Annotated in this window: 22 protein-coding genes, 1 tRNA gene and 1 pseudogene; 9 read left to right on the plus strand and 15 right to left on the minus strand. The window is 60.0% G+C overall.

Going from position 1 to position 17,309, the window contains the following annotated elements:
- Positions 1–117: 117 nt before the first annotated feature.
- Positions 118–1,134, minus strand: a complete 1,017-nt coding sequence (locus BFP96_RS26705) for a DUF4917 family protein (RefSeq protein ID WP_065893446.1) — start codon at positions 1,132–1,134, stop codon at positions 118–120.
- 123 nt (positions 1,135–1,257) lie between these two features.
- Between BFP96_RS26705 and yiaY the strand changes: the two genes are divergently transcribed.
- Complete coding sequence (gene yiaY / locus BFP96_RS26710) at positions 1,258–2,406, plus strand: L-threonine dehydrogenase (protein WP_065886202.1); 1,149 nt, start codon at positions 1,258–1,260, stop codon at positions 2,404–2,406.
- Between the two features lie 90 nt (positions 2,407–2,496).
- Positions 2,497–3,171 (plus strand): NAD(P)H-binding protein, encoded by a 675-nt coding sequence (locus BFP96_RS26715; RefSeq protein ID WP_065893447.1) that lies wholly within the window; start codon positions 2,497–2,499, stop codon positions 3,169–3,171.
- Here BFP96_RS26715 and BFP96_RS26720 read toward each other — a convergent pair whose 3' ends face one another.
- Positions 3,172–3,660 (minus strand): DMT family transporter, encoded by a 489-nt coding sequence (locus tag BFP96_RS26720; protein ID WP_065893448.1) that lies wholly within the window; start codon positions 3,658–3,660, stop codon positions 3,172–3,174. It lies immediately after the preceding gene.
- 68 nt (positions 3,661–3,728) lie between these two features.
- On the opposite strand from BFP96_RS26720, the gene BFP96_RS26725 reads away from it, so the two are divergent.
- Positions 3,729–4,646, plus strand: coding sequence for a LysR family transcriptional regulator (locus tag BFP96_RS26725; protein WP_065937354.1), 918 nt, complete (start codon positions 3,729–3,731; stop codon positions 4,644–4,646).
- A gap of 7 nt (positions 4,647–4,653) precedes the next feature.
- Here the strand turns inward: BFP96_RS26725 and BFP96_RS26730 are convergent, their stop codons facing one another.
- Entirely contained in the window at positions 4,654–4,938 is a 285-nt protein-coding gene (locus tag BFP96_RS26730; protein WP_065937355.1) for a type II toxin-antitoxin system RelE/ParE family toxin, read from the minus strand.
- Positions 4,928–5,167, minus strand: a complete 240-nt coding sequence (locus tag BFP96_RS26735; protein ID WP_065893451.1) for a CopG family ribbon-helix-helix protein — start codon at positions 5,165–5,167, stop codon at positions 4,928–4,930. The genes BFP96_RS26730 and BFP96_RS26735 overlap by 11 nt, the downstream gene beginning before the upstream one ends.
- A 198-nt stretch (positions 5,168–5,365) precedes the next feature.
- Here BFP96_RS26735 and BFP96_RS26740 point away from each other — a divergent pair, with 198 nt between their 5' ends.
- Together BFP96_RS26740 and BFP96_RS26745 are read left to right on the plus strand one after the other, a co-directional pair.
- Positions 5,366–6,007, plus strand: a complete 642-nt coding sequence (locus BFP96_RS26740; protein ID WP_065893452.1) for a LysE family translocator — start codon at positions 5,366–5,368, stop codon at positions 6,005–6,007.
- Positions 6,008–6,127: 120 nt separating this feature from the next.
- Entirely contained in the window at positions 6,128–6,655 is a 528-nt protein-coding gene (locus BFP96_RS26745) for a DUF4142 domain-containing protein (protein WP_065886208.1), read from the plus strand.
- 53 nt (positions 6,656–6,708) lie between these two features.
- Here BFP96_RS26745 and BFP96_RS26750 read toward each other — a convergent pair whose 3' ends face one another.
- The gene (locus tag BFP96_RS26750; RefSeq protein WP_065937356.1) at positions 6,709–7,134 is read right to left on the minus strand and encodes a low affinity iron permease family protein; all 426 of its coding nucleotides are present in this window, start codon (positions 7,132–7,134) and stop codon (positions 6,709–6,711) included.
- 180 nt (positions 7,135–7,314) lie between these two features.
- On the opposite strand from BFP96_RS26750, the gene BFP96_RS26755 reads away from it, so the two are divergent.
- On the plus strand, positions 7,315–8,097 hold the full coding sequence (locus tag BFP96_RS26755) for a GNAT family N-acetyltransferase (protein WP_065937357.1): 783 nt from the start codon (positions 7,315–7,317) through the stop codon (positions 8,095–8,097).
- Here the strand turns inward: BFP96_RS26755 and BFP96_RS26760 are convergent, their stop codons facing one another.
- The 8 genes and pseudogenes from BFP96_RS26760 to BFP96_RS31905 form a co-directional block, all read right to left on the minus strand.
- Positions 8,098–8,598, minus strand: coding sequence for a methylated-DNA--[protein]-cysteine S-methyltransferase (locus BFP96_RS26760; protein WP_065893456.1), 501 nt, complete (start codon positions 8,596–8,598; stop codon positions 8,098–8,100).
- 138 nt (positions 8,599–8,736) lie between these two features.
- The gene (locus tag BFP96_RS26765) at positions 8,737–9,042 is read right to left on the minus strand and encodes a DUF6482 family protein (protein ID WP_065893457.1); all 306 of its coding nucleotides are present in this window, start codon (positions 9,040–9,042) and stop codon (positions 8,737–8,739) included.
- Positions 9,043–9,273: 231 nt separating this feature from the next.
- Positions 9,274–9,347, minus strand: a tRNA-Gly gene (locus tag BFP96_RS26770).
- A gap of 134 nt (positions 9,348–9,481) precedes the next feature.
- Positions 9,482–10,366, minus strand: coding sequence for an alpha/beta fold hydrolase (locus BFP96_RS26775; RefSeq protein ID WP_065937358.1), 885 nt, complete (start codon positions 10,364–10,366; stop codon positions 9,482–9,484).
- 123 nt (positions 10,367–10,489) lie between these two features.
- Positions 10,490–11,182: a pseudouridine synthase gene (locus BFP96_RS26780; RefSeq protein WP_065937359.1), complete on the minus strand. Its 693-nt coding sequence runs from the start codon at positions 11,180–11,182 to the stop codon at positions 10,490–10,492.
- Positions 11,172–11,384 carry a cysteine-rich CWC family protein gene (locus tag BFP96_RS26785; RefSeq protein ID WP_065937360.1) on the minus strand — a complete coding sequence of 71 codons (213 nt, stop codon included), beginning with the start codon at positions 11,382–11,384 and terminating at the stop codon, positions 11,172–11,174. The genes BFP96_RS26780 and BFP96_RS26785 overlap by 11 nt, the downstream gene beginning before the upstream one ends.
- 72 nt (positions 11,385–11,456) lie before the next feature.
- Positions 11,457–12,320, minus strand: coding sequence for a methyl-accepting chemotaxis protein (locus BFP96_RS31900; RefSeq protein ID WP_370671218.1), 864 nt, complete (start codon positions 12,318–12,320; stop codon positions 11,457–11,459).
- Positions 12,315–13,079, minus strand: a pseudogene (locus BFP96_RS31905) (MCP four helix bundle domain-containing protein); the annotation flags it as partial. The pseudogene BFP96_RS31905 and the gene BFP96_RS31900, both read right to left, overlap by 6 nt.
- 282 nt (positions 13,080–13,361) lie before the next feature.
- Between BFP96_RS31905 and BFP96_RS31490 the strand changes: the two are divergent.
- Both BFP96_RS31490 and BFP96_RS26795 read left to right on the plus strand, forming a co-directional pair.
- Positions 13,362–13,715 (plus strand): hypothetical protein, encoded by a 354-nt coding sequence (locus BFP96_RS31490; protein ID WP_082632001.1) that lies wholly within the window; start codon positions 13,362–13,364, stop codon positions 13,713–13,715.
- 145 nt (positions 13,716–13,860) lie between these two features.
- Positions 13,861–14,295: a DUF3757 domain-containing protein gene (locus tag BFP96_RS26795; protein WP_065893461.1), complete on the plus strand. Its 435-nt coding sequence runs from the start codon at positions 13,861–13,863 to the stop codon at positions 14,293–14,295.
- A 4-nt stretch (positions 14,296–14,299) separates the two neighbouring features.
- Here BFP96_RS26795 and BFP96_RS26800 read toward each other — a convergent pair whose 3' ends face one another.
- Complete coding sequence (locus BFP96_RS26800) at positions 14,300–15,400, minus strand: enoyl-CoA hydratase/isomerase family protein (protein ID WP_065937362.1); 1,101 nt, start codon at positions 15,398–15,400, stop codon at positions 14,300–14,302.
- A gap of 135 nt (positions 15,401–15,535) precedes the next feature.
- Between BFP96_RS26800 and ung the strand changes: the two genes are divergently transcribed.
- A complete protein-coding gene (gene ung / locus BFP96_RS26805; RefSeq protein ID WP_065893463.1) occupies positions 15,536–16,228 on the plus strand; it encodes a uracil-DNA glycosylase in 693 nt (230 codons plus the stop codon).
- Between the two features lie 11 nt (positions 16,229–16,239).
- Here ung and BFP96_RS26810 read toward each other — a convergent pair whose 3' ends face one another.
- The gene (locus tag BFP96_RS26810; RefSeq protein ID WP_128875681.1) at positions 16,240–17,172 is read right to left on the minus strand and encodes a YncE family protein; all 933 of its coding nucleotides are present in this window, start codon (positions 17,170–17,172) and stop codon (positions 16,240–16,242) included.
- Between the last annotated feature and the right edge of the window lie 137 nt (positions 17,173–17,309).

Below are 17,309 nucleotides of genomic sequence, written 5' to 3' on the forward strand. Positions count from 1 at the left end.
AGTGGCCGTTACCGCAGAAACGGATATGTACTCGATCTGATCCAACATCCTGGTCGGCCCAGAGGCCGCCATCGGGGGCAAGCCCCCTCCCACAGTTGATCTTCTTTGTTCACTGGATCAGTGTTCGACAGGCACTGACAGCGTTGGATTACCCAGTGGGTGGGTACGCGCGGCAAAGAATTTCAGTTCCATGCCAGTACCTTCGAACAACTGCGAATACCGCTGCTTCTGCTGGCGAATGAACCCATCGCTGCGCCCCGACACCGAAATGGCCAGGGTGGTGATGTTGGCCTGGCGGATCGCATCCACCAGGTGTTTATCCTGCGGCCCCAGGTCATGGCCGAAGATGCACAGCGTGCCCTGGTGAGTGAGCAACTGCTCATAACAGAACGACAGATAATCCGAACTGCGGATGGTCTTGAGCTTTTCCTCCACCTTGCCCTCACTGACGAACAGTGGCACATCGTCCAGCGTCTTGATCGTGTTGTTGATCGCGAAACTGCTGAGCAACGTGCTGTCGGTGGACGGCAGTTTGCGCGCGGTACCGTCGAGGTTGCGCACCAGGTGCAGGCCGCCGTGCAGGTACAGAATGCGCGTGGCGTCGGTGCGGGTGTCGCGCAGGTCGAAGCTTGAATCGGCGCTGCGGAACAGGTCGTCGATACCCGGCGTGTGCAGGATTGCCCAGTAATTGAGCAGGTCGTAATTGCTGGTAAACACCGTGGTGTAGCGGGCCAGTTCCGCGTTGATGGTCGCCAGGGTCGAAGGCTGCACCAGGCGCCAGGGAATATGCACGGTGTGGATCGTATTGATCAGTGCTTCCTTGATCGCGTAGTAGCGATTGCGTGGCGCCGCCGAGCTGACCGCCAGGGCCTTGTTGACGCGGCTGGTGGTTTTCAGCGCGCCCAGGGCCTGCTCGAAACTGCGGGTCTGCAGCGCATCGAATACGCTGAGTTCGGATTGGCCCAGGGGCTTTTCTTCCACTGTGCGAGCGTTTTCAAACAGCGAGTCGTAGGCAAAGTCTTCCCAAATCGTGCGGCTTGCGCCGTTGCCGATCAGAATCCCATTGAAGTCGATGGCGTCGCGCAGTGCGCTCCAGTCGTCAAGGTGGGCGTCAATATCCTGGAAATCCTTCATTGCGGCGGGTCTACTCGAAATCGGCTGGACGGTGACTTTATCACGAGCCGGCATTGATCCTGGTCAAGATACGGCAAGCGGTACCGGTGGATTCTGTGGGTATAAAACCCCTGAGGATCGACCATGAGCAGCACGTTTTTTATCCCCGCCGTCAATATCATGGGCATCGACTGCCTCGACGAAGCCATGATCGCCATCCGCAATTACGGTTTTCGCAAAGCGTTGATCGTCACGGACCAGGGCCTGTGCAAAGCCGGCGTGGCCAGCATGATCGCCGAGAAACTGGCGTTGCAGGACATCGACTCGGTGGTCTACGACGGCGCCAAGCCCAACCCCAATGTGGAAAACGTCGAGAAGGGCCTGGCGTTGCTGCAACAGAGTGCCTGCGATTTTGTCGTGTCCCTGGGCGGCGGCTCGCCCCATGACTGCGCCAAGGGCATCGCGTTGTGCGCCACCAACGGCGGGCGTATCGGCGACTATGAGGGCGTCGACCAATCGAGCCGGCCGCAACTGCCGCTGGTGGCGATCAACACCACCGCCGGCACGGCCAGTGAGATGACCCGTTTCTGCATCATCACCGACGAAACCCGCCACGTGAAAATGGCCATCGTCGACCGCAATGTCACGCCGTTGCTGTCGGTCAACGACCCGGCCTTGATGGTCGCCATGCCCAAGGGCCTCACCGCCGCCACCGGCATGGATGCGTTGACGCATGCCATTGAGGCCTACGTATCCACCGCCGCCACGCCGATCACCGACGCGTGCGCAATCAAGGCCATCGAATTGATCAGTGCCAACCTGCGCCTGGCGGTACGTGACGGCAGCGACTTGGCCGCGCGGGAGAACATGGCATATGCGCAGTTCCTCGCGGGCATGGCGTTCAACAATGCATCGCTGGGGTTCGTGCATGCCATGGCGCACCAGCTCGGTGGTCTGTACGACCTTCCTCACGGCGTGTGCAATGCGGTGCTGCTGCCCCACGTGCAGAGTTTCAATGCCAGTGTCAGTGCCAAGCGCTTGAGTGACGTGGCCCGCGCGTTGGGTGCCGATATCAAGGGGATTACGCCGGAAGAGGGCGCGCAGGCTGCTATCGTCGCGATTCGCGCCTTGTCCCAGGATGTGGAAATTCCCGCCGGCCTGCGTGAACTCGGCGCCAGGTTGCAGGATATTCCGCTGCTGGCGAGCAATGCGCTCAAGGATGCGTGTGGCCTGACCAACCCACGGCGCGCGGATCAGCGCCAGATCGAGGAGATCTTTCGCAGCGCGTTTTGATAGGGGCGGCTTCGAGCTGCAAGCGGTAAGCTACGGGTTGAACACGTTCAACATGAGCATGAAGCTTGCGGCTTGCCGCTGAGGTCCCCCATGAGAGTTCTGTTATTCGGCGCCACCGGCATGGTCGGCCAGGGCGTGCTGCGCGAGTGCCTGCTGGCGCCCGACGTGCAGGAAGTCGTCGCGGTCGGCCGTACCCCGTTGACCCAGGAGCACGGCAAACTGCATCAGGTGTTGCACGGCGACATGCTGGATTTCCAACCCCTGGAAAACCTGCTGCAGGGCTTTGATGCGTGCTTCTTTTGCCTGGGCGTTTCCTCGGCGGGCATGAATGAAGTCAAGTACACCCACCTCACTTACGACCTGACGTTAGTCGCCGCCAGCACCCTGGCGCGGCTCAATCCGCAGATGACGTTTATCTACGTGTCTGGTGCCGGCACCGACAGCTCCGAGCGGGGCAAGTCAATGTGGGCACGGGTCAAGGGCAAGACCGAGAACGCCTTGCTGCGCTTGCCGTTCAAGGCGGTCTATCTGTTCCGGCCGGGGATCATCCAACCGTTGCACGGCGTGCGTTCGAAGACGCCGTTGTACCAGGCGTTCTACAGCGTGCTCGGGCCGTTGCTCTCGTTTTTGCGTCGGATAAAACCGAGCTGGGTTGTCAGCACCGAGACCGTCGGTCGTGCGATGCTGCAGGCGGTGAGCCATGGCGCGCCGCAACCGGTGGTGGAGCAGCGCGACATCAATCATCTGGCCGCTGAGCGCGGCTGATCAACCCGCCGTCGCCGCTGCCCGCACCGGCGTGGCGCTGAACTGAATCAACACCACCGCGGCCACCAACAACAACGCTCCGAGCGCCCGCGGTGTTGTCATTGGACGCTGCGCCAGGCCGAACAGCCCGAAATGGTCGAGCAGCAACGACGCCAGGATCTGCCCGGCCATGGCCAGGGCGATAAACCCGGATGCGCCCAGCCTGGGCAGCAGCATCAATGCCAGCGAAATGAAGCACACCCCAAATGCGCCGCCTGCCCACATCCACAGCGGCGCCCGGGTGATAAAGGCCAGGCTCGGCAAGGGCAGCCGGAGTGCGATGATCACCGGCAGCAACACAATAATGCTTACCAGCAGGGATGCCAGCGTCGCCCACAACGGGTGGCCGAGCCCGCGCCCCAGGTTGGCGTTTATTGCACTCTGAAACGGCACCACGGCCCCGGCGATTACCGCCAGCAGCAACAAACCCAGCCAATGCAACGTTGTCATTTCCAATCTCCCAGAGGTTTTGCTGGACTCTAGGTTATTCGTCGCGCAAATTTAAATTCCAAATTCTTATGCCGAGCATGCAGCTGATGAATGACTTGCGACGTGTCGATCTCAACCTGTTGGTGATCCTCGACGCTCTGCTCAGCGAGCAACACGTCACCCGCGCCGCCGAACGCCTGCACCTGAGCCAACCGGCGGTCAGCCATGCGCTGGCGCGCCTGCGCGACCTGCTGGGCGACCCGTTGCTGGTGCGTCAGGGTGGCGCATTGATAGCGACCGCCCGTGCGCTGGAGCTGGCCACGCCGTTGGCAGAGGCCCTGGCCCAGGTGCAGGCGCTGCTGGCGCCGAACCGTTTTGACCCGGCGTCGGCCAAGCGCCGGTTTCGCGTGGCGATGTCGGACTACAGCGCGGCGATTTTCCTGCCCGGCTTGGTGCGTCTGTTACGCCATGAAGCGCCGGGCATCGACTTGCAAATCATCCAGACCAGCCGCGAAGGCATGGTCGACGGTGTACTCAATGGCGATCTGGACCTCGCCGCCGGGGTCTTCCCTGACGTGCCGGCCGAACTGCGCACGACGCCCTTGTTCGAGGAGCATTACACCTGCCTGGTCGACCGCGACAGCCTGCCGCAAGGCGGTGTGCTGGACCTGCCTGCCTACTTGTCACGCCCCCATGTCCTGCTGGAAATGCGCGGCAGCGGCACGCCGGAAATCGAGCGTGCGTTGAGCGCGATTCGTGAGCGGCGTCATGTGGCAATCAGCCTGCCGCACTGGGGCGTGGCACCGCAGCTGATTCAGGGCACGGACCTGATCCTGACCGTCTCATCCCGGGGCCTGCTCAATATCGATCACACGCACCTGATAAGCGTACCGCCGCCGTTTCATATTCCATCGTTTGCGTTCGAGCTGGCCTGGCACGCGCGACGAGGCGGGGATGCCGGGTTGCAGTGGCTGAGGGGGCGGGTGCAAGGTGTGCTGCAGGGCTGAGCAGTCGCTACCACGAGGTGGGTGGCTGACGGCGGGTATGAAAAATTCGCATGACCTGTAGTCGCCCGTCACGAATACGGTAAGGAACGATGTAGGGCCATCGCGGCGGCACCCATTCACGCGTCCCCGGGACCCGGCCCTTTTTTCCCAGCGCGGGAAATTGCGCAATGTGTTCGAGCCCGGTCAACATCGCCTGGACGAACTCGGAGGCGGCTTTGGGGTTTTCTTCAGCGATAAAGGCCGCTTCGTCATCAAGGTTTCTGAGGGCTGCCCTCAGCCACTCAACCTGCATTGTTGCGCCATTTATCAGCGACGGCTTTTACCTCGGCAGGTGTCGCGAAATCTCCCGCATCGGCTTCTTCCAGGGCTTTTTGAATCTCTTCGATTTGCCATGCTTCACGTGCCAGGTATTCGCGCAACGCATCAACAGCAAGGAACGATTTGCTGCGACCGGTCGCTTTGGCGAGACTGGCAAGCGTATCGGCGACGTCTTCCGGTATCCGCAGAGACATGACAGACATACAAACCTCGATGTAGTGATATGTAGTGCGCCATACTACAGCGTCATCCGATGGAGCGTTTGTCCCGTTCGTCAGGGCATTGCGGACGATTGCCGGCGTAGGGAATGGCGCAACAAATGAAGTTTTACCCGTAGCCCCGGAACCTGCACAATCGCTGTCTATTTCAACAATTTGCCAGAATTTGCCAGAGCCCCGCCCATGACCCCATCCTTGCTGTTAGCGGTCCTTGCTTCCGGGTTTATCTATGGTATTACGCCCGGCCCTGGCGTGTTGGCCGTGTTCGGCATCGGCGCCGCCCGTGGCCGTCGCGCCGGTGCCGGTTTCCTGGGTGGGCATTTGCTCGGCGACGTGGTGTGGTGCAGCACCGCCCTGGTGGCGATTGTGGGGGCGCGGGAAGTCGGCAGCAGTGCGTTTGATGTACTCGGCGTGCTCAGCGGCCTCTATCTGTTCTGGCTCGGCTGGCGCGCCATCCGCACCCAGCGCCGTAGCGGCGACGCCCCTCAGGGCGCGGCGCGGCATCCGTTCTGGCACGGCATTCTGTTCGGCCTGACCAACCCCAAGGCGTACCCGGTGGCGGTGGCGACCTTCACGGCACTGCTCTCCAGTCGTGCCGAGTTGCTGACGTGGTCGATGCTGCCGTCGCTGATTTTTCTGAGTTTTATCGGCGGCCTGCTGGCCTACGCGATCCTGATCGGTGTGGTCGGTGCCCAGCGTGTGCGTACGGTGTATCAACGTCACGAAATCCTCATCACGAAGCTGTGCGGCGTGATGTTTATCGGGTTCGCCGTCAACGCTCTGGCGCACGCATTGCCAGGCCTGTTTGCAAGCAAACCCGCCTGAATCAGCAACGACCGTTCGTCGCACTGCAAAGTTTTTTCTAAACCTTTGCCGCATGCAAAATTCGAATCCAGGGCAAGGAGCCGTTCCCTTGCCCCTATTTTTGCCCTGGAGGAACCCATCATGAGCCGCATGGCTATCCGGTTACGCACCGCCAGTTTCGCGATGCTGCTGGGCCTCGGCGCCAGCAATGCTTTCGCCCAGTCGCCTGCCCAATTCATCGAGCAGGCTTCAGCCAAAGGCATGGCCGATATCGAAACCAGTCGTATGGCGCACGCCAAGACCTCGTCCCAGGAAATCAAGGATTACACCATTGAGGTAATCAACGAGCGCACCCTGGCCAACCAGCATCTGGCGGCGATCGCCAAAAAGCTCGACCTGCCGGTGGCCCCGCGGGAGAAGATCGTCGACAAGGCTGAAACCCTGATGCCCGAACTCAAGGACGGCGACTCCTTCGACGCCGCCTATATCGCGCAGCAGGTCAAGGAAAACGAAGACGCCATCGCCCTGTTCAAGCAGGAAGGTGCGGCGTCGGATGTGCCTGAGATAAAAGCGTTGGTGGACGAGACGCTGCCCAAGTTGCAGGAGCGCCTGGAAAAAGCCCGGGCCCTGGCATCGACCTACGGCAAGGACCACCAAGGCGACGGTTGAAGTAGCCCCTTGAAATGAAAACGGCGGTTGGATCATCTCCAACCGCCGTTTTTTTATGCCTGGTTCAAATCGGTTTTCGGCGGCGCCGCGTCGTCGGCGGCGGGGCCACAACTGCTGTTGAGGCTCAAGCTGCCGGCTTTGCCGATATCGCGATATCCCTGGCGCAGCTTTTCAAGCTCTTTACGGTCCAGGCCGTCCAGGCTCAACACGGCGTTCTGGGCATCCTTGGACACACGCAACAGCTCGTCGATCTTGATATGCAGAATGTCGTTGTCGCGGTTCTGTGTGTTCTGGATCAGGAACACCATCAGGAACGTGATGATGGTGGTCGAGGTGTTGATGATCAATTGCCAGGTGTCGTTGTAATGAAAGTACGGCCCGCTCAGGCTCCACGCCAGGATCAACGCCACCGCCGCGTAGAACGTTCGGGGGCTGCCGGCCCAGCGCGATAGAGTTTGGGAGACAGCGGAGAATTTCATGACCGTTTTTCCTCAAAAGGGGGGTGATGAAAATACTGACCGCAACGAGTCGCTGAAATTTCTTTTTACAACTTGGCCTTCGGACCAAAGCAGGCATTTTTCTGCCCGGGTTTTAGGAGCGAGCCTACGGCGCTGCGAAGCCATGAGCGCAAGACTGGGTTTTTGACCTGGACAGTCCTTATGTACGTAGAGGCCGCTTGTGACATACCTGCGCTTTATTACTTGACCGAAGATCATTTTTTCGCGGCGACCTGCGCGGTGTACCGTCGACATGCCGCCGGTATCAATACCTATCTTGCCGAGGAAAATCCCACGCCGTGGAATACGTTGTTCATCCGCGTGGGCTGCGCGCCTCTGCGCGAAACGACGCCGGTGATTCTGCAGCTGATCCGCCGTACCGTAATGCCCATACGCATCGTGATGCCTGAGGTCCTGGTCGACGGGTTACGCGAAACGCTCACCGAGCTTGGCTTTGAGCCTGCCGAAAAGAGCTCCACCATGGACCTCCCATTGGCACGCTGTGGGCCATCGTTAAGCGGGGAGGCCGTGCAGATCCGCCTGACGCGTGACTTGAACGAGTGGGCGAGTCCGCTTGGCAGTGCGTTTTCGATATCGCCCGAGACGGTCGCCCATTATCAGGCGCGGCACCAGCGGGCGCTGGACGCCGGTGAAGCCCTTTATCACTTCATCCTGTCCGTCGAGGGGCAGGTGGGCTGTGCGTTGACCTTGTCAGTGTGTGAGGGCCAAGCGAGGCTCAGTGACGTCGGCACGCTTGTCGGCTTTCGTGCCAGAGGCTATGCCACGCGATTGATCCAGTCGGCCCTGCTTCACGCCTCGGGACTTGGGGCGCGCAGGTGTTTTCTCGAGGGGTCGATGATGGCTGTCCCGCTGTATCAAAAATTGGGTTTCCAACGATTATTCGACTGCGTGTCTTTTGTTCGCGGGCCTGTGCCAAGCCCGTGATCAGAACGCCAGTGCTGCCTGGCCGCGATCCTCCAGCGTCAACAGATACTGCTTGGCTTCAAGCCCGCCGGCAAACCCCGTCAGTGCCCCCGAAGCCCCCACGACACGGTGACAGGGCGCAATGATCGAGATGGGGTTACGCCCGTTCGCCGCGCCTACGGCGCGCACCGCGTTCGGGTTGCCGATCTGCCGGGCTATCTGGCTGTAGCTGCGGGTTTCTCCGAAGGGGATGGTCAGCAAAGCCTGCCAGACTTGCTTCTGAAAATCAGTGCCGTAGAAATCCAGTTCCAACTCGAAACGATTGCGCGTACCCGCGAAATACTCCGCCAGCTGCCGCTCTGTTTCCAGGAGTACCGGGCTATCGTTGGCTTCGTGCAGTTCACCCAGGCGCACCCGATTTTCCCTTTCCGTTTCCCAGAGCACGGCACCGAGCTTGCCATTGCGGGCTACCAGGGTGAGTTGGCCGACGGGGGAGGGCATGAATTTGCAGGCGTATGACATGGGACTGATCCTTGAGGCTGTCCGCTGCAACTATCCGCTCAGTGAATCTTGGGAGAAACCGGTTTCTTGCGGTCGGTAGGACGCTGCTTAAATCAATGTCGCTGATACTCGGAAAACGGGTCCGACAATAAATGTAGCTTAGAGCGCCGCGTTCAGTGAAAACGGAATGCGCAATCCACCAACCGGCCCTTCGCGTACCCCGCACATCTCGTCATGCACACTGTGTTGCACCAGCACGCAGGGAAACGCGGGCACCCCTTGCAGCAGGTCGCGCAAATGGGTAGTGGAGCGGATGCGCAGTGGCTGCCCGTCATCGCCCTGCAGCGTTTTTTCATCGCGATCCAGCCGAACCCGTGCCAGATACAAGCCACCTTCCAGCGACAGCAATTGCAGCTCGCGGATCTCGCCGTTCGCGGCCAGCTCGGTCAGCATGTGCACATTCATGAATTGCACCTCATTGGACGCCGACCTGGGCGTGATCGACCGGTTGATCAATGTGTATTGGTACCCAACGCACAATACTTGTACAGAATTTTATATTTGTACAGTTTTCTGGGGCGACGCGAACACAGGCGTTAACGGCCCTTGAACGCCAGGCATAAAAAAACCGGTCACAGGGACCGGTTTTTTATGCTTCCCGTGTCAGCCGTGGCATGACAGGAGAACCTATTTGAGTGGAGCGGGTAGAGGGAATCGAACCCTCAACTAAAGCTTGGGAAGCTTTCGTTTTGCCACTAAACTATACCCGCTCAAAGCGGCTGACTTTGTACCAGATGTTCACCCGGATTTGAAGTTTTTCTTCGAAAAAATCGCACGTTGCACTCGCACCGCCTGCCGATAGGTGGCGCCACTGCAGGAGCCTGCTCCCGCAGTGGGTCTGATGTCAGACCGCAAAGGCGTGTTGCGTCTGACCTGGCTGGTAACGTAAGCGACTCACCGGCCGCTGCCCTTTCAAAAAGCCCACCACCGCGTCCCGGCTGTCCCGGCACGCCGCTTTATGCTCCATATCGAGGAAATGCCCCGTCGCCTGAACCGTGCTGAAGCTGCTGTTTTTCACATGCTGGCCGAACAGCCTGGCATCGCTTGCGCTGGTGTACTCGTCCCATTCGCCGTTCACGAACAGCACGGGAATGTCGATCTGCCTGGCTGCCTTGAGGTAGCACAACCGGTCGCTGTTGAGCACCTGGCTGATGTGGAAGTGCATCTGTCCGTATTCATGTTCGGCCAGGCCGCTCACGTGCTTGTGGTTGAAGCGCTTGAACAGCGACGGCAAGTGCTTGCCCAGGGTGCTGTTGACCAGGTGGCCGACGCGGTCGCGGTCCAGGTTGCCGAGGTAGTCGACGCCGCGCTCCAGATAATCACGCATCGGTGCGTTGATCACCGGGGAGAACGAGCTGATCACGGCCTTTTCGACGCGTTGCGGGCGTTGAGCGAGGGCGAACAGCGTCGCGGCGCCGCCCCAGGAGAACGAGAGCACGTGTTCGGCGGCAAAGCGGTCGATGAGCTCCAGGAGGATCTGGCCTTCGACTTCCTTGGTCAGCATCCGCTCGTGGCGGTTGTGTAGTTTGGAACGGCCGGCATAGGGCTGGTCGTACAACACCACATTGAATTGCGGGTACAGGCTTTTCACGGTCTGGGAGAAAGAGGCCGTGGTGGCCATCGAGCCGTTGACCAGGACTATGGTTTTTTCAGCGGCATCGGCGCGATAGAACTCCGTGTAAACCCGGTATTGACCCTGTATATCCAACACAGCGATTTCTGGCCTCATGTCGTAAGACTCCTGGCAAGCGGGTAGGGCGCGCAAATGACTGTGCACGAGCTTTATGACAGGTAGGCATACGCCTGGAAGCCGAGCGCCCATGTCGGTCCGATTGCTGCGGGACAGCGGTCGTCAGATTAGACGGATTTCCTCGTCAGTCAGCGCCCGATATTCGCCCGGCGCAAGCGCTGCATCCAGTTGCAGCGGCCCCATGCGCTCGCGATGCAGGGCAGTCACTTTGTTATCAAAATGCCCGAACATGCGTTTGACCTGGTGATAGCGGCCTTCGATGATGCTCAAGCGCGCCGTCCTGGGGCCCAGTAACTCCAGTTCGGCGGGTTGAGTGATGAGGTTTTCGAAGGCGAAGTACAGGCCCGCCCTGAAGACCGCTGCATAGTCCGGGCCGATGTCCTGCTCGGTTTCCACCCGATACACCTTGGGTAACTTGGTCGCCGGTTGCGTCAGGCGCCGCGACCACTGGCCGTCATTGGTGAGTACCATCAGCCCGGTGGTGTTGTAGTCCAGACGCCCGGCGATATGCAGCGCGTCCTTGTGCGGTTCATCCAGCAGATCGAGCACCGTGCGGTGTTGCGCATCGCACGTAGCGCTGACGCACCCCTGCGGCTTGTGCAGCATGAAATAACGCGCAGGTTTGCCCGGCTGCAGCACCTCACCGTCCACGCGCACGCTGCTGAACGTGCGCACCTCATGAAGCGGGTCGCTTACCGTGGCACCATCCACCGTTACCCGGCGTTCGGCCAACAGCAGCCGCACTTGTTTGCGATTAAACCGTGGCAGGTTACTGAGGAAGCGATCAAGGCGCATCGTGGCGGCGCAGCTGTTGGTCCACCTGGGCGCAACGCGGGCACAGGCAGGCCTGGTTGCGCAGTTCGTCGGGCAGCGCCTGGAGCACCTCCGGGTCGATGGTGACGCTGTAGCACCAGCAGGCCTGGTCGGCCGTGCGCGGGTCGGCCAGGCTGCAGTCGTTACGGGTACCGCAGGCGGGGCAAAGGGTCGGGGTGGTCATGGGCAGGTCGGGCTGTATCGGGCAAGGTGTGCGTGGCCTTGCACGATACAGCGCCGATGGGCGCCAAGCTACTTACAGCTTGAATTTGCCGACCAGCACACTGAACGAGGTGGCCAGGCGCGACAGGTCCTGGCTGGAAGCGTTGGTCTGATGCGCGCCGGCGGCGGTCTGGGTCGACAGGTCCTGGATGTTGAGCAGGTTGCGATCGACTTCACGCGCCACTTGGGCCTGTTCCTCCGAGGCGGACGCGATGACCAGGTTGCGTTCGTTGATCTTCGCCACACTGGCGGTGATACGTTGCAACGCTTCGCCGGCATTCTGCGCCAGCACCTGGGTGTTGTTGGCCCAGCTCAGGCTCTTGTTCATCGCGGCTACCGCGCCGTCGGCGCCGACTTGCACCTCGCCGATCATTTTTTCGATGTCCACCGTGGACACTTGTGTGCGATGGGCCAGCGCGCGCACTTCATCGGCCACCACAGCAAAGCCACGGCCTTGCTCACCCGCACGGGCCGCCTCGATCGCTGCGTTGAGGGCGAGCAGGTTGGTCTGGTCGGCAATCCCACGAATCACATCGATCACCTTGCCGATTTCGCGGACCTGGCTGGCGAGGCCTTCCACCGACTTCGTCGAATCGTTGATCTCTACCACCATCGAATTCATGCCGGAGACGGCCTGTGCCACTTGCTCACGGCCTTCCTCGGCTTCGGTGGTCGCCTGGCTCGAGGCCTGCGAAGTCGATACGGCGTTGCCGGCCACTTCATCAACGGCTGCAGTCATCTGGTTGACGGCGGTGGCCGCTTGTTGAATTTCATCATTCTGGCGGGTCAGGCCCCGGGTGCTTTCTTCGGTGACCGCGCTCAGTTCTTCAGCGGCCGAGGCCAGCTGGTCGGAGGCGTTGGCGATTTCCAGCAGGGTGTGTTTCAAGCCGCCCTGCATGTCCGACAGCGCCACCAGCAACTGCCCGGCTTCGTCGGTGCGCTCGGTGCTGATGGTCTGGGTCAGGTCACCGTCGGCAATGCGTTGCGCGCTCGCCACCGCTTGAGCGATGGGGCGGGTGATCAGGCGGGTGATCAGCACGCCGACGATAATGGCGATGATGAAGGCCAGGACGATGCCACTGATCATCCAGGTGAGCGCACTGTCACGCAGCGCCTCGGCGGCAATGGCGCCTTCCTTGATCTGGCGGTTGTTGGATTCGACCATCACGCGGATCAGCTCGCGGGCCTGGCGGAACAGTTCATTGTTGGTGGTATTGAGCTCGGTGCGTGCCTGCTCGATCTGGCCTTTGTCGAGCAGACTCAGGATGCGTTCCGAGCTACTGAGGTACGTTGGCCAGATCTGGTCGAAGGTGTCACCCGCCGCCCGCTCGTCATCTTCCAACGGCGTGGCGCGGTAGGTGGTGTACGCCGCCTGGCTGCGTTTGACTTCGTTGGCGATATCCTGGCGCACGCGGTCGCGGTCCTGCTGGGCGACGTCACCGTTACCGGCATCGAGCAAGCGGTACAAACCACGGTTGTGTGCCACCAGCCCATTCAGGGTGGCAGTTGTGTTGCTGACCGACACCAGGTTGTTGGAGAACGTTAATTCCAGCGCTGCGGCGAGCCGCACGACCCCTTTGATACCCAGCAGGCCGACACCGAGGGTAATCACGGAGCAAAGTAAAAATGAGAGCAGCAGCTTGGTAGCAATTTTCATATCTTGAATCCGGCGGTAAGTAACGGGAAGGCGCACACCAAGGCCTCCGTGGCACTGTGCAGTATCACAATGACATCATTGTAAGAGACAAAGTTTCGCCTCTGAATAAAATACTGAATCGATACAGCTAACGTATTCCGGCGTACCGCTGGTGATGTATCAAGTTGTTACTGAAACGCACCAGATTCTGCTTTTGATGTCATACGTTCTGTCATTCAAGTAAATCTGAATGACGCCCTCCAGCGTCGCTGGAGGTGCTCTTCCGCGGTCCAGGAGGCCGCCATGTATCGACGACTGCTGCTCACTGCATTACTCGGCCTGACCCTGTCAGCTTGCGTGCCCTATTACGATGGAGGTACCACTTACTACCGCTCCGAGGTCTACACCGCACCGGCACCCGCCTATTATTACGGCGGTCCTCGTTACTACGGGCGCAGCTACTACACACCCGCGCCACGCTACTATCCGGCTCCCCGTTATTATTCGGCGCCGCGTTATTACCAACCTGCGCCACGTTACTACCCAAGGTCTGCCTATCGGCCGTATCCAAACCAGGGATGGGGAGACAATCGGTGGGGCAACGGTGGGCACGGGCGTGGTGGCGATCACGGCGGTGGGCGCGGAGGTCACCGCTGACAAAAGGTTTTGAACGAAGCGGCGCATGATGCGCCGCTTTTTTTTGCCCGCCGTTTGTCGGTACTGTCAGAATTAACAGCTAGCCTTGAGGCCGCAGATACATTTCACTGGGGGAAAAGCGGTGTGGTAATCGAAGGTGGCGTCTATGCTCAAACACGTGATGTGCATGCTTGTACTGGTCGTCTGTATGGCTGGCCAGGCGCAGGGCAACCAGTTCTGTCCAGACAAGTCGAAGATCCAGACGGGCACGGGTTATTTCCAGTACCAGGCCAGCGGCGTGCTGTGGCAAGGTCCCAAGGTTGAGCCCGGCGAGTTCATACATGCCTTCTCGGGCGCGGTGTTTGCGCCGCAGAAGGGTGATGATCGACGCAGCGGGCTGGTGGAAAAATGTGTGTACACCAATCAGCGCGATGAGCTTGTCGTATTGCGTCCGTGCCTGTCAGACGTGGCCAGCAGCATGTCGTTGGCGGACAGCTTGCATTGGGAGCGCGAAAACACTTCGTTCGACCAACTGGTTTATCTGTGCAAGGAAAATCAACCGGGTAACTGTGCCTTCAACGTTAAGGATAACCGGCGATAAGCTGTCAGTAATCGGAAAGATCTGCCAGAGGATTCCTACCTTCCCATGCCTTGTTGAAGTGCGCCTGCACCACCGCCTCGGGAATTGTATTGATATCCGGCCAATGCCAGCGAGGCGCCTGATCCTTATCGATCAGCCTTGCCCGTACGCCTTCGGCAAATTCCGGATGGCGACAACAATTGAGGCTCAGCGTGTATTCCATCTGGAACACTTGCGCCAGGGACAAATGACGGGCGCGGCGGATCTGCTCCCACACCAGGTGCGCCGTCAACGGGCAGCCTTCACTGAGGGTCTTGCCGGCGCGGGCCAGGAGTGGGTCAGCGTGATCCTTGAGCAGGCTCAACGCGCGCCACGCACTGGCCACGTCACCCACATCCAGCCATTCGTCGATCTGCCCCCGGCGCGGCATCCATTGTGCCTCGGGTAGCTGGTCGACGGCGTCCTGGGCCAGGGCCTTGAGCAAACTGTTGAGCTGCATCGCGGTCTGTTCCTGCCAGTTCAATTGCAACAGGCCATCGAGCAATTCGTCTTGCTGGTCATCGCGCAGGAAACGGTCGGCCAGGCCCAGGTCCAGGGCATCACGGCCATTGATATGGGCACCGGTAAGGCCTAGGAACAAACCCAGCGTGCCGGGCAGGCGCGACAGAAACCAGCTGGCGCCCACGTCCGGGTACAAGCCGATGCTGATTTCCGGCATGGCCAAACGGCTGCTGGGGGTCACAATGCGTACGGACGCACTCTGCAACAGGCCCATCCCGCCGCCCAACACATAACCGTGACCCCAGCAGATCAACGGTTTCGGGTAGGTATGCAGGCGATATTCAGCGGCAAAAAATTGCGCGGCCAGGGTAGGCACGACGCCAGGTTGTTCCCGGCAGGCCATCGCCAGGCTGCGCACTTCGCCGCCTGCGCAGAAGGCCTTGGGGCCGTTGCCGCGCAGCAATACGCAGACGATCGTCGGGTCCTTGGCCCAGGTGTCCAGGCGTTCGTCCAGGGCCAGGATCATCGGCAGGGAGAGGGCGTTGAGCGACTGTTGCGCATCCAGGCTGGCGATGCCGATGCGGGCGCCGTGGTTGCCGGTGAGTTCTTCGAAGTGCAGATTCATCGTGACCTCAATCCAGAAGGTGAAGGGTCAGTATGATCGCTCCGTGGGAAAGTGCCGGGGGTGTGTCAGATCAATTGACAAGCGGGGTCGGCTTTCCTAGGGTTCGCCCATTATTTTTCACTCGATGACCTCATCATGACCGACGGCGACCGCATCAAACTCGAACCCAGTTGGAAACACGCTCTGCGCGAGGAGTTCGACAAGCCCTACATGGGCGCACTGCGCGAGTTTCTGCGCCAGGAACACGCCGCAGGCAAGGAGATCTATCCGCCGGGCCCGCTGATCTTCAATGCACTCAATTCCACGCCGCTGGACAAGGTCAAAGTGGTCATTCTTGGACAGGACCCGTATCACGGTCCCGGCCAGGCCCATGGTTTGTGCTTCTCGGTGCAACCGGGCGTGCCGGCGCCGCCTTCGTTGGTCAATATCTATAAAGAACTCAAGCGTGACCTGAACATTGACATCCCCAACCACGGCTACCTGCAAAGCTGGGCCGACCAGGGCGTGCTGATGCTCAACACCACGCTGACCGTGGAGCGCGCCAACGCCAACGCCCATGCCGGCAAGGGCTGGCAGTTTTTTACCGATCGGGTGATCGAGGTGGTCAGCGAGCATCAGCCGCACCTGGTGTTCCTGTTGTGGGGCGCCCATGCCCAGAGCAAGCAGAAGCTGATCGATGCCACCAAACACCTGGTGCTGACTTCGGTGCACCCGTCGCCGCTGTCGGCGTATCGCGGGTTTCTCGGTTGCGGGCATTTCAGCCGCGCCAACAAGTTTCTTGAGCAAAACGGCGAGGCGCCGATTGAGTGGCGATTGCCGCCTGTTTGACCCGTGCGTTGCTATAGCCTGACCATGCATATCGATTGGTTTTGAATATCAGCGACATACAGATTGCGGCCGTCCGGAGCTACCACAATACCTCGCGGACTGCCGAAACCTGCGATCGTGCCGACCATGCTTTCCAGTCGGGTGTCATAAATGCTGATCTGGTCCCTCTCAGTGATATAGGCCATCTCGCTGAGGGGGTTGAATGCTACGCCCCAGGGCTCGTTGAGGCCGCTGATGTACTTGCTGACTTCAGGAATCAAGGCGTCGCCGATAGTCAAGCGGCCCGCGTCGCGGTGAGTGATGTAAATGCGTGGGTAGCGTGGGCTGTGACCGATCGAAGTAGGATTGCCTGGGGCGATGGCGAGCTGCCTGACGATCGGCTTGTTTTCAAGGTCTACGATGCTCCAGCCCGCTAAATCCGACACAACGTAAACGCGAGTGTCGTCACGCGGCGCCACTATCACTTCCTTGGCGTAACGCACAGGTATTTCGGTTACGCGTTGGTGGTCGCTGGTGTCAATGGTTACCAACTCCGAAGCCCCGTGATCAGCGACATAGAGCCGGGTGCCGGTTGAGTTCAATGCCATGCCATTAACCGTCGTGAACCCCGTGATGCGTGCGATGACGCTGTTACTCACGGTTTCGATAACGGTAATCGGGTTTCCCGATGCGGCGCTGTTGTCACTCACGTAAATGCGCGAACCTGCCGGGTTGATTGCCAGCCATATCGGGGAACCGAGATTTTCTATCGTCTGTAGGACGCTAAGTGGCTGGGTATCTAGAACGGTGAGGGATCCCGATGCTGTGGCGCTTGCCACATAAAGGCGTGTTCCTGCGCGGTTCATTACCAGGCGATTGGGGGAGCCCGGTACTGCAATGGTTTGCACAACTTGTGCATGTGCACGGGCATCGCCAGGGGGGCTTTGAATAAGATCTTCCATCATGTGTACTCCCAGGGGTTCACAGGCTGCAGGCAGCGTGATTATTGATGAGTCCTGCCCGGGAATTCATGCGCTTTATGGTTGAGAATGCCCAGCTGTGAGAAATGACAGTCCAGATGAACGGTCACAAAGCCTGGCAA

The organism is Pseudomonas sp. 34 E 7 (assembly GCF_900005715.1).
Taxonomy (GTDB): domain Bacteria; phylum Pseudomonadota; class Gammaproteobacteria; order Pseudomonadales; family Pseudomonadaceae; genus Aquipseudomonas; species Aquipseudomonas orientalis_A.